The 12,277-nt window shown below is 35.8% G+C and carries 12 protein-coding genes and 1 pseudogene; 9 read left to right on the forward strand and 4 right to left on the reverse strand.

Translation table 11 applies throughout. The features are described from left to right. A pseudogene (locus tag GXZ72_01890) lies at positions 1-481 on the forward strand (IS5/IS1182 family transposase). A 13-nt stretch (positions 482-494) separates the two neighbouring features. Here the strand turns inward: GXZ72_01890 and GXZ72_01895 are convergent. Next, positions 495-977, reverse strand: coding sequence for a GNAT family N-acetyltransferase (locus GXZ72_01895; GenBank protein ID HHT18301.1), 483 nt, complete (start codon positions 975-977; stop codon positions 495-497). 559 nt (positions 978-1,536) lie between these two features. On the opposite strand from GXZ72_01895, the gene GXZ72_01900 reads away from it, so the two are divergent. From GXZ72_01900 to GXZ72_01910, 3 genes are all read left to right on the forward strand, one after another. Then, on the forward strand, positions 1,537-2,154 hold the full coding sequence (locus GXZ72_01900) for a threonylcarbamoyl-AMP synthase (GenBank protein HHT18302.1): 618 nt from the start codon (positions 1,537-1,539) through the stop codon (positions 2,152-2,154). Between the two features lie 101 nt (positions 2,155-2,255). Continuing rightward, positions 2,256-2,954 carry a DNA repair and recombination protein RadB gene (gene radB, locus GXZ72_01905; GenBank protein ID HHT18303.1) on the forward strand — a complete coding sequence of 233 codons (699 nt, stop codon included), beginning with the start codon at positions 2,256-2,258 and terminating at the stop codon, positions 2,952-2,954. Between the two features lie 187 nt (positions 2,955-3,141). Beyond that, entirely contained in the window at positions 3,142-4,302 is a 1,161-nt protein-coding gene (locus GXZ72_01910) for a pyridoxal phosphate-dependent aminotransferase (protein HHT18304.1), read from the forward strand. Positions 4,303-4,642: 340 nt separating this feature from the next. Here GXZ72_01910 and GXZ72_01915 read toward each other — a convergent pair whose 3' ends face one another. Next, positions 4,643-6,418 carry a ribosome biogenesis/translation initiation ATPase RLI gene (locus GXZ72_01915; GenBank protein HHT18305.1) on the reverse strand — a complete coding sequence of 592 codons (1,776 nt, stop codon included), beginning with the start codon at positions 6,416-6,418 and terminating at the stop codon, positions 4,643-4,645. A 390-nt stretch (positions 6,419-6,808) separates the two neighbouring features. Beyond that, complete coding sequence (locus GXZ72_01920) at positions 6,809-7,015, reverse strand: histone family protein (GenBank protein ID HHT18306.1); 207 nt, start codon at positions 7,013-7,015, stop codon at positions 6,809-6,811. Between the two features lie 276 nt (positions 7,016-7,291). On the opposite strand from GXZ72_01920, the gene GXZ72_01925 reads away from it, so the two are divergent. Both GXZ72_01925 and GXZ72_01930 read left to right on the forward strand, forming a co-directional pair. Further along, a complete protein-coding gene (locus GXZ72_01925; GenBank protein HHT18307.1) occupies positions 7,292-7,762 on the forward strand; it encodes a YbhB/YbcL family Raf kinase inhibitor-like protein in 471 nt (156 codons plus the stop codon). A gap of 68 nt (positions 7,763-7,830) precedes the next feature. Beyond that, on the forward strand, positions 7,831-8,958 hold the full coding sequence (locus tag GXZ72_01930; protein ID HHT18308.1) for an ATPase: 1,128 nt from the start codon (positions 7,831-7,833) through the stop codon (positions 8,956-8,958). A gap of 15 nt (positions 8,959-8,973) precedes the next feature. On the opposite strand, the gene GXZ72_01935 is transcribed toward GXZ72_01930, so the two are convergent. Beyond that, complete coding sequence (locus tag GXZ72_01935) at positions 8,974-9,114, reverse strand: hypothetical protein (GenBank protein ID HHT18309.1); 141 nt, start codon at positions 9,112-9,114, stop codon at positions 8,974-8,976. Positions 9,115-9,527: 413 nt separating this feature from the next. On the opposite strand from GXZ72_01935, the gene GXZ72_01940 reads away from it, so the two are divergent. From GXZ72_01940 to GXZ72_01950, 3 genes are all read left to right on the forward strand, one after another. After that, on the forward strand, positions 9,528-10,451 hold the full coding sequence (locus GXZ72_01940; GenBank protein HHT18310.1) for an ATP-binding cassette domain-containing protein: 924 nt from the start codon (positions 9,528-9,530) through the stop codon (positions 10,449-10,451). Then, positions 10,451-11,206, forward strand: coding sequence for an ABC transporter permease (locus tag GXZ72_01945; GenBank protein HHT18311.1), 756 nt, complete (start codon positions 10,451-10,453; stop codon positions 11,204-11,206). Before GXZ72_01940 ends, GXZ72_01945 begins: the two co-directional genes overlap by 1 nt. 214 nt (positions 11,207-11,420) lie before the next feature. Then, positions 11,421-12,277: hypothetical protein (locus tag GXZ72_01950; GenBank protein HHT18312.1), on the forward strand; the 857-nt coding region annotated here is incomplete at its 3' end.

Consider the following 12,277-nt stretch of genomic DNA (forward strand, 5'->3'; position numbering starts at 1 on the left):
AAAAGGCGAATAATCAGGAGGCGAATAATCAGGAAAAAAGACACCATAATATTCGACAGGAATTATTTACAAATACGAAAACTACCAAATCGGGATTTCTAAATATAAAATCGTTACTTTCTTTTTTCCCAAAAGAACAATTTAAACTTCAAAAATTAAAAGACAAATTAACCTACCCTTTAAAGATTTTTAAAGATAAAAAGACTGAAACTCAAGCTAAAAAATTATATAGAGCATTAACAAAGATATTAATCCAAAAAATACAAAATGGGAAAGGATATCAAACCCATACGTGGAAAAACAGGGGATTTCTTCAAATTATGCAAATCCAAACTAGGATTAAAAAAAATACACAAGTATACGCCAAAATCAGTTGAAAAAACAACCATATTGATTAGCAGGGCTAATCACAACACTCGGTTACAACTCCAAAACAGCCCTGCAAAAGCTTTTTAGAAACATGAAAAAGCTAAGACTTTAAACATTATTATTTCTTATTTCAAATCAAATACAAAACCCACACCTGCGTAAGATTTCCCACCATAATTCAGTGTTTTATCTTCTTTTTTCAATCCACCCATTTTCAAATAAAAACCATTGTTACTTGCCTTATGGAGGGTCCAAACAATGAGTCTACTTTTACCTCTTTTCAGAAATTCTTCTTCCATCTTTTTGAATAATAGTTTCCCCATTCCCTTTCCCTGATTTTCAGGATCCACATATAATCCAACTACTTCGCAATCGCATTTGCCTTTTAATTCCTTTCCAGAGATAAATCCTTTCACTCCTTTTTCATCGTAAACAAAGATTATTTCTTTTTGGTTGGAGATGTTATCTTTGAAAATAGAAACGTATTTATCCGTTTCCATAGTTTTTATATATTCTGGGTCAATAATTCCAGAATATCCTTCTTTCCAGGCCCTCATTATCACATTGGCTATCTGGTTTACATCACTTAAAGTTGCTCTTCTAATCATTATTTTCACTTCATTTTATGTTATTAAGCTTTATTTTCTCCTATGAGCTATTTGGATGAATTTTCTGAGTGTAGGGAGGGAATTCAGTTGTAAACATTTGAAATGTTAATTATTCTTGATTTATTTTTTGAAAAATTGTAAATAAAAAAAAAGTTAATTTAGTTTTCTAGGGGAATTTTTTTTATAAATTCAGTCACTTTAGATTTATAACTTCCATCTTTGAGGTCTTTTTCTCTTACTCCTAAAGTTGCAATTGATGATTTTCCAGAAAGTTCTTCCATATCATTAAACAAAATCAGTTGAAAAAACAACCATATTGGTTGTATTTTTAGTAAGGCTAATCACAACACTAGGTTACAACTCCAAAACAGCCCTGCAAAATCTTTTTAGAAACATGAAAAATCTAAGACCCTAAATACTAAATTAGAAAATTTGTATATATTTTCTTTACATATTTTAACCTACAATCACTAAAAACATAACTGTCTGGCAATAGTAATACTATGAAACCAATACCCAATCTATCTATTAGTCACTATCAAAATTTAAGGAAGATCAGATGAAACTTATTAAAATCAATCCAGAGAATCCAGAGACTGCAAAAATTGAAATGGCCCGGGAAATATTACGCCAAGGTGGAACCATTGTCTATCCTACTGACACAGTTTACGGTCTAGCAGCAAATATATTCCATGAAAAAGCTGTTTTAAAAGTTTATCAGATGAAAAAAAGGCTAAAAAACAAACCTATTTCTGTTTGCTTGTCACAAATACAAGATATCAAAACAGTGGCGCAATTGGATCCTGATCTGGAGAAGATAGTTCAGAAAATCCTTCCAGGACCTTACACTTTAATTTTGAACAAGAAGGATAATTTACAATCTAGAGTCACCGCGGGAACAGATAAAATTGGCATTAGAATTCCAAATAACGTTATCTGCAGAGAACTTTCCAGGAAATTTCCCATAACTACCACCAGTGCCAACATATCTGGCCACCCTTCCCCTACATCTGCCAGAAAAGCACAAAAAGAGTTAGATGACAAGCCAGATATCATCCTTGATTCTGGTCCTTGCAGTGATGGAATTTCATCTACAGTAGTTGATCTCACAGTTACTCCCTCACGTATCATAAGGGAAGGTGCAGGGATGGAGAAACTGCTTTCAATAATAAAATAGTAAGTAGAGTAATGAGGGTGAAGTTTAAACCAATTATATTTATTCAGGAAGGATTTAATAAAATATATAGAGATTTAATTATAATTAACGATGAGGATTAAATGTCAGAAATTCTATCTAACATGAAACAGAATGGTAAAATACTCACATCTTCTCCCATTGATTCTCTCATTGGAGGAGGAGTTGAAAAAGGAGTTATCACTCAGTTTTATGGCCCTCCAGGATCGGGTAAGACTAACATAGCGCTAAACCTTTTGGTTCAATCTGCCAGTAGCGGGGGTAAAAGCATTTTCATAGATACTGAAGGTGGATTATCTATTGAAAGAGTTAAACAAATATCTGGAACAGATTTCATCCAATTAGCTCCTAATATAATAGTATTTGAACCATCCACATTTGCGGAACAGGATTCTGTCTTGCGCAGAGTTGAACAAATGATCTTATCTGGAGAGAAGGTGGAACTCATCATTTTGGACTCAGCAGTAGCTCTTTATCGGGTTCTTGATGGTGATTCATCTCAAATAAAAAGGGAATTAGGAAAGCAGATGGGACTCCTCACTAAACTCGCCCGCAAACATGACATAGCAGTGGTAATCACCAACCAAGTGTACGCCAGTTTTGAGGGAGAAGGGATGGTAGAACCAGTAGGGGGAACTATCCTCAAATATCGTAGTAAAATCATGATTGAACTGGAAAAAGGTGATATTAGTGGTGAAAGGTATGCTATCTTAAAAAGGCATCGTAGCCGACCTGAGGGGCTGCGCACCCGTTTTTTCATTGTTGATAGTGGGCTCCGGTGAAGGGATAGTTTTAAATTAAGTGATGATATAAATTAGGTTAAGATAAAATCGAACTGTAATTAACATTCATAATAGTATTTTGGTGATTACCCCTTAAAGATGCTTAAAATGTTTTTGTTATGGTAATCCTGAATTACTAATTTTACAATAAAAATAATTAGCTAAGATTAGCTGTGTGTTGAGAGATATGATTTCGCCCAAAAAGTATGCTAAAGCAGCAAAGGTACTGCCTAAAGGATTCAAAACAGCTAATGAATTCTTTAACTATGTTTACAATGATCCAGATATGATCTGGATGGGGCAAAACACCAACCATCTGCATGATCATAATGGAATTGTGGAGGCGATGATCGCCAGCATCCGGTGGAATGATTACTGTAAATACCCACCACCAGAAGGTTTCCCACGCTTAAGGGAACTTATCATGGAAGATTTGGGGTTGGGTAGTGAATACGATATTTTGGTAACTGCTGGAGCCACAGAATCGCTTTATCTATGTGCCAATGACATATTAGAACCAGAAAACAACACCATCACTTGTGACCCGGGATATCTTATTATAGACAATTTTGCAAGCCGGTTTGGGGACCATGTTAAATCAGTTCCCATATACAATGAGCAATGTGGCTATAAACTCACTCCTCAACTGGTGAGGGATAATTTGGACAAGAACACTAAACTAGTATCCCTGGTTGATCCATTAAATCCATTGGGATCATCCTACACCAAGGAAGAGCGAAAAGAGTTTAAGGATATTGCCGAAGATCATGAGATCTACTTGTTACATGATATCACCTATCGTGATTTTGCCCAGGAACATCAACTTATAGCAGAGCTATGTCCAGAGTACACAGTCACAGTGTACAGTTTTTCCAAGATATATGGTCTGGCTGGTATGAGGATCGGAGCAGTAGTAGGGGTTCCTGAAATAATTAACTCCATACGCTCCATTGTCATCAACGACTTGGGAACCAACTTGGTAGCTCAGAACGGTGCCATGACAGCCATAGAATCCAAACCAAAATGGCTGGAAAGAGTCAAAAACATCACCCGCCAGAACCAGGACATCATCAAACAAGCAGTGGATCAAGTTGATGGAGCGTTCATAGCAGTTTACCCCTCTGATGGGAATATGATGGCTATCGACATGATCGATACAGGTGTTACACCTCGGGAAATAGCTGACTACCTCCTTGAGCGTAAAATATTCGCCAGAGAAGGATCGTACACCAGTAAAGAATTCGGGCACCGCTACCTCAGGGTGAGTTTTTCCATACCCACTAAACAAGTGGAGTACTTTGCTGAGTGTTTCCTGGAAGGGATGGAAGCCTTAAAAACTTCCAAATAACTATTTTTTTTCTTCAAATCTTTTTTTTTATTTTTAAAAAGTTAAACATGAAAGTAATGGTTTTTAATCATTTATAGATTTATTACCGATTTATTTGGCTGGTATAAGTGGGAAGATCAATACCAAATTCAGTTGAGTCAAAATTTAAACTAGAAAATAAGGATATGAAGATATAAAAATTATCAAAAAAACATTCAAATTTACGTTAATCTTGAAAATCCAGTAGAAATCAAAGGTTCATGCCATATGGAAGCTATTCTAAATCCTAAACCATGAATTCATAAATATATCTGATTTAATACCCAAAATGGTGAAATTGGATAAAAAAGGGTTGAATTACTTAACTTTTCAGATAGTAATATTCGCCCTTTTCTTTTTGTTCTCTGTCCAGGTAGCTATTTTCTTTGTTAACCCTGGGCCTTTTTGTTTCTTTATCACGACGGAAGGTAACACCAACCTCTGATAGGAACTTGTTCATAGCCGAACGCAGATCCATAGGACTGGTGGCATGACCATCCACTCCAGGTTCCCCAGTGAAAACCATGGCACGGCTGGAAATGTAGTCAATAAACACGATATCGTGGTCAACAATGATGGCAGCGGCGTTACGGCTTTCAATCACACGTTTTATTGCTCGCGCTGCCCTGAGTCGTTGTTCAACGTCTAAATAGGCTGTGGGTTCATCGAAAAGGTAAATATCAGCCTCTCTGGAAAGAGAGATAGCCACACTCAGCCGTTGGAGCTCGCCCCCACTTAACTCATCCATTTTTTTCTCCAATAGTTCCTCTAGGAGGAACGGTTTCATAATTTCAGTCTTGAAAAGGTTAGTACCAAAGTTAGGTGTTGTGGTGTACAAAAATTCCTGGACTGTACCTGAATAGTCGGATATTAAGTACTGAGGTTTATAGGAGATTGTAACCTTCTTTTTTATCTTTCCATCATCAGGTTTTTCCACTCCAGCCAGTATTTTGGCAAATGTGGTTTTTCCAATACCGTTGGGTCCAAAAGCCGTTAGTATCTCATCATGTTGAACTTCACCTTTATCAACTTCCAAGTGGAAGCCGTTAAAAGACTTTTGAAGAGCAGTATAGGAGGATATTGATTCGGTGTCAATCTTTACAGTGGGGGGTCTTACATGGAATTCTATTGCTTGTTTACGGAAACGAACATTTTCTTCCCGGAGATAACCACTAATATAGGTGTTTATTCCTACTCGAACACCACGCATTTGGGAAACAACGCCGTAACCCCCAGGTTGACCATAAAGAATATGCACGTAATCGGAAATAGCATCTAATGCTGCTAGGTCGTGCTCTATTACCAGGATAGATTTACCCTCATTTGCCAACTCCCGGATAACCTTGATGGCATATAATCGTTGGCGAACATCTAACCAACTGGTAGGTTCGTCAAAGTAATAGAAATCTGCTTCTCTTAGGACTGCAGCTGCGATAGCAACTCTTTGAAGCTCACCACCACTTAGGTTGGCTATTTCCCTCCCCATTATTGGTTCTAATTGAAGGGATTCATTTACAAATTCCAGTCGCTTCCTTTCATCAACACTGTTTAAAAGATCAGCCACATTTCCCTTCACAAATTTAGGTAACAAGTCCACCATCTGTGGCTTATGCACTACTTTTAAATCGCCTTCTGAAAGTTTCTGAAAGTAACTTTGCAGTTGGTTTCCTTTGAAGAAATTGAATATATCTTCCCAAGGAACTTCTTCATTAAAATTCCCCAAGTTAGGGTGCAGTTCTCCGGATAATATGCGGATGATGGTTGATTTACCAATACCATTAGGACCTAAGAGTCCTACAACAGAACCCTTTCTTATGGTGGGCAAACCGAATAATTCGAACTGGTTCTGCCCATAACGGTGTATGGGATCTTCCAATGCTTCAGGTAAGTTAATAATGCTCACAGCCTTAAATGGGCAACGATTAGTGCATATACCGCACCCTGAACAGAGTTCCTCAGAAATGATTGGTTTTTTTGTTTTAGGGTTGATGGTGATGGTGTCTTCTTCCATGCGCACACCAGGACAGTATTCAATGCAAGTGTAGTTGCATTTTTTGGGTTGGCAGCGGTCATGGTCTAATATGGATATTCTACTCAAAATTATCAAAACCTTAAAAAATTTTTATTGGGATTCAAAGAATGTGTGAATTTCCGATTTAATGAATTTTTAATTAAATATTAATCATGGATCAGTAAATTTTTATTTAGAATATAAATATCCTTTATTGAACTATACATGTTATAGTAATTCAGAACTTATAACTATTGTTCTTATATATTCAGTTTATCACCAGTTATATGGCTTAAGGCCAATACCGATTTGAAATAACTATTGGACTGGAATTATAGGGTTTAAATAATGCCACTAAAATAGATATATATTAAATAGTTATTTTTTTAGAGGATTAGGATAAATTAGTTCCCCATCTCCAAATATCGATAGTAGTTTAAATAACTTAAAAAAAATATTAAAGAAAAAAATAAAAGATTAGGCTCTTTTAACAGCCATTTCTATATCTGATGCTTTAACAGTTTTTCGTCCTGCGTGTTTAGCTAATTTAACAGCTTCTGCAGCGATAGATTCGCCTTTGTCTTCTAATACTTTGGCTAATGCATCTCTTGCATCATCACTAACTCTTTGAGCACCAGCATTTTTAATGATCCTTCCTACTGGAGCAATTGGCAATTCAGCCATGTTAATCACCTCGTTCATTTATAGAGGCTACATTATATTTAAGTTTGTCGATCTTTTGCTTATGGATTACCATTAACCTTAAAGATGTTCACTTTGAAAACCATAATTGACTATGGGTAACTTTAACTTTCATTTGCATGTGTCTATAATAATAAGTTCTTTATACCTAAAACCAGCATTCAGTGGAGTGTTGTACAACCACTTCACATATAAGTAGTTTGCAGTTCAAAATATTAAACAGAATATAAGAGAATTCAGATTGAAAGGGGTGATTTTATGGTTTTAAAAATTTCGAGTCCAGTGTTCAGTGATGGGGAACCCATACCTCCTAAATACACTTGTGAAGGTTCAAATATTTCCCCTCCCCTTGATTGGGACACGTCTAAGTTGTCAATATCGGACAATGGCAGTATTGCCTTGATATGTGATGATCCTGACGCACCAGGAGGCACTTGGATCCACTGGGTGATTTTTAATTTGCCTCCTGAAATCAGTAGTTTACCGGAAATGGTGATGCCCAGGGAAGAACTGGAAAACGGTGCACTGCAGGGTTCCAACAGTTGGGGAAACATCGGATATAGCGGTCCCTGCCCACCAAGTGGAACACACCGTTATTATTTTAAAGTCTATGCATTGGATGTCAAACTAAATTTATCATCTGGAGTTACTAAAGAAGAAGTTTTAAGGGCTATGGAAGGACACATCCTTGATGAAGGACAACTAATGGGCACCTACACCCGGAGATAACTGGATTTATTCATAAGATTTTTTTTTATTATATTACAATTTTTTTCAAATATATAGGGGAAGTAGTTTTGAATATAACCAAAAATGAATTAATATCTTTAATCTCTAAAATTAGAAGGGATATAGGTCATAAAGATGTCGAAGTTGAAATATCTCATCTTATTTTTGACAATAACAAAGGAAATCTTCTGATCATAACTCCAGACCGTCCTGAAAAATCGGTGATAATTGGCAAAGGAGGATGGGTGGTGGGTCGGCTCCGCGAAGAATTGGGAATCAACTCTATTCATGTGGAGGCTAATTCAGATTTCATTGTACCAGTATATAGGATGAAACTTGCTTTGGCAAAATTGGAGAAAATTATATCTGATTACAGCCATGCAGAAAAAGAACCTCTAATTAATTTATCCAAATTACTCAATTTTCGTATAAAAAACCCATACAACATTGAATTACTTATTGAAAAATTACAAAAAATCCATACCAAATCCAATAAAATTCGTGTTGATGAAAATAATTCTGAAAAGATAGGTATGACTATAAAAGAGGTCCAAAAAGAGAGATATAATGAAATCTATGCTAATGATAATAAATTGGATTTTTCCGCAGTGGTAGCCTTATCTGGAGGTGTTGACAGCGGTGCTTCTCTTTTAATCGCTAAAATGTTGGGATTTAATCCATTAGCAGTGACCGTGGATCCAGGAAAGATCATTCTCCCGCCACACTTCCGCAACAGCGCAGAAAACCTCACCAGAAAACTGGGTGTCAAGCACCACTACTTGGATGTTGATATGCAAGAAATAATTGATGGTTCCCTGGAAGGACGCTTCCATCCTTGTGGGATGTGTTCAAAAACCATAGAAAGAACAATACTAACATATACCCAGGAAAACAATATCCCCTTTCTCATATACGGAGATCTCTTGTCAACTGGGGCAAATTCTTTTCAGAAGGAGGGTGATGTTTTAAGAATAAACCTACCTGCAGTTTTATCTCTCAAAAAAGGGGAAGTTAAAAATATAGCTCTTAAATGGGGAATGAAAAAGAGAACAATCTATGGCTGTCCATTAATTGGGCAGGTACATAAAAATCAACCTCACATGCGACGATTCTCTATCCAAAGGGTTCTAAGAGAAACTAGAGCAGGAGTACTGGAGCCTGGTGAGGCTCTAGCTCAGATTAAAGGTATATTATAGTATACTTAATTTAAGTTACTTGATTAGTTCCAGTATACCGTATATGATCAGGAATAATCCAGCCAAGTATCCTACCAGTTGGGGGTTAATGATCATTAAAACCCCTAATATAATAGCGATTATAGAGATTATTTCACGTGTAGTGTCTTTTTTCATGCTCATATCTTTTGTAAGAGAATGTATATATATATTGTGAAAGTCAAGGTTAATCATGAAAATATCAGTTTAGTTTTACTCTAATCATGGCTCAATTAATATTCAATGGATTCATCTTCAGATGTGGTTTATATGGAGTAAAGGGCACTATGGATATCAGGGCAGTGGTGGGAGATGAACAGATAGTTGATGAAATTAGAAAATATTATTAAAAAAAATAGTTAACCAATGAAACTACCTCTATTTGGAGATAAATCTTGTGACAACAAGGACAGTAATGGGCAATGAATTAATTGTTGACTAAAATTAGTTTTTGCCTTGCGGTTTGAAAACATAGTTAATCCCAAAAAGAGAATTTAATCAAAGTATTTGATCTTTTGTCTTTTAAAATCGCCCCATCAGGACAAAATACCATGGAACACGTAATTCATGTACAGAATCTTACAAAAATATATGGGAAACTCATTGCAGTGGACCATATTAACTTTGATGTTCATAAGGGAGAGATTTTCGGATTTTTAGGCCCTAACGGAGCTGGCAAAACCACCACACTAAGAATGTTGACTGGTATAATTAAACCAAACCAAGGAAAAGCAGACATTCTCGGGTTTAACATCCAAAAAGAACCATTAAAAGCAAAACAGAATATTGGGGTGGTTCCAGAAACATCCAATGCATATGTTGACCTTTCTGCATGGCAAAACATGATGTTAATGTCAGAACTCTACGGAATTCCCAAAAAAGAGGCTGAAAGGAGGTCCAAAAGCCTTTTAGAGAGATTAAACCTTTATGATAGAAGGAATGATAAGGTTAAGGGATTTTCTAAGGGTATGAAACAAAGACTGATCCTTTGCATGGCACTGGTAAATGATCCTCAGATAATCTTTTTAGATGAACCTACTTCTGGCCTCGATGTTCACAGCAGCCTTCTGATTCGGGACATTCTTCAAGAATTCCCGGATCACAATAAAACAATCTTTTTAACCACTCATAACATGGATGAAGCAAATTATTTGTGTGATAGAGTTGCCATAATCAACAAGGGGAAAATAGCAGCCATTGATCGTCCTGGAAATCTTAAAAACACGATCAAAAAGCTTAAATCTATTGAAGTAAGCTTTGACAAAACTGTGAATATCCAAAAATTATCAACAATACCTAATATTAATGAAGTAAGGAAAGAAGGGGATAAATTCATCATTGACACTGATAATATTAATGATCTCATACATTCAGTCACTAATTTCGCGCAACAGGAGAACTTGAAGATAATCACTTTGAACACCAGGGATCCTTCCCTGGAAGAAGTATTCCTGAAAATTACAGGTGAAACATAATGCAGATAAATCTGTATCTGAATCAACTGAAACGTTCTTTAGGAATTATGAAAAAAGACATCCTTATTTACTACCTAAAAGGACCAGTAGTTATATTTGGATTTTTAATGCCACTATTTCTGTTTTTAGCCTTTTTCATTGGCAGTAAAAATATGTCACCAGATTTCTTGATTTCTGGCTTAATTGGTATGACTGTATTTTTCACAGCTACCGCGGTTTCTCCAGTGATAGCACCATGGGAAGCTCAAATACAGACTTTAGAAAGATTAATATCTGCACCTATCTCCATTACAACTCTTCTGTTCGGTGATATGTTAGCATCATTTTTATTTGGAATGTTAATTCCCATATTACCTATAGGTATTGGTTTAGCAATTGGTGTAAACATAATCCACCCCATCATTTTCATATTAGGAATAATCCTAGCTGCAGCTTGTTTTTCATCATTTGGTTTGATATTATCATCACCACCATCTAACGCCCCATCTAATGTCATGATGATCTCATCTTTAGTTAGATTTCCACTGGTATTTATCAGCGGTATATTCATACCCTTTGAACAAATGCCATATTGGGGTAAAATAGTCGCTTCATTTTCCCCATTAACTTACTTCACAGATCTAATAAGATACACTATCAACGGAACCAGTTATTATCCTATCCAAACAGATTTCATAGCCATAATACTTTTCACTGTTACATTTTTCTTTTTAGCTGTACAATTACATAAAAGAACTATATTTAAAAGAATTTAATACATAACTCGATTAATTCCCTTATAAATCTGCTGTTATCCCTCAACTCTGTCTGAACATTTATTTTCAAAAATATAGCAGTAGCTTTCAATTAGTATATTTTAACATACCCCTATTAAATAATGTAATTATAAAAAAAATAGAACCAAAAAAATATATGATATGAATACATGTGATATATCAAGTAAAAATTAGATTTTTTATCAAATCGGAGATGGGGAGTGTTAACATAGTTAAATACGCTAATAGATTTTGTTTATTATTACTTTTTAGTCTGATAATCGTTCTAAGTTCCGGTGCTGTTAGCGCAACCACGGATAACGAGACAGTTAACCCTACAAACAGCACTGAACCTATTATTAATGAGCAAATTACTGATCAAAACAAAAACACGCCTATTCCACATGCTGCTGCTGGTAGTGTAACTTTCACCCAAGATGAAATTAAACAAGCCAGCCATGAGGTTAAAACACACATAGAAAACAATAAAAATCTACCCGACAAAGTCACAATCAACGGGATAGACGTAGATATGCCTTCATTTTTAAGATTGATAACCTCACTAACTCAAAAAATCAATAACAACGATAAAACCGGCATAACTTACGTAAAATGTGATAAACCCACCGCACCTCAAGACACCATAACCACCGGACAATTAACAAAAGCAACTTACATAGAAATTGCAGGAATAATACAAAGATACATGGATCGTAATCTGAAAGCGCCTAATTATTCCACTAAAACAGGGTTAGGAGCTTACTGGGGATACGAAAACATGATCTACACCTACAGCAAAATCCTCGACCCAACTGCCCAAACTACATTACCTGCTAAAATCTCCATCTTACCATGGAAATACCTCTCCAATTACTTAGGAACATTCACCATCCAACAAACTAAAGATGCAGCCACTCGGGTTAAAAATTACGTAGAAACCGAGAAAAAACTACCTGGCAAAGTGGAGATCAGTGGAATCGATCTCCAAGGAAAACCCCTAACAATAGAAATAGAAATGCCTGAATTCTTACAATTATTAACCACAGTCATCCAGAAGATCAACAAGAACGA

The organism is Methanobacterium sp. (assembly GCA_012838205.1).
In the GTDB taxonomy this organism is placed as follows: domain Archaea; phylum Methanobacteriota; class Methanobacteria; order Methanobacteriales; family Methanobacteriaceae; genus Methanobacterium.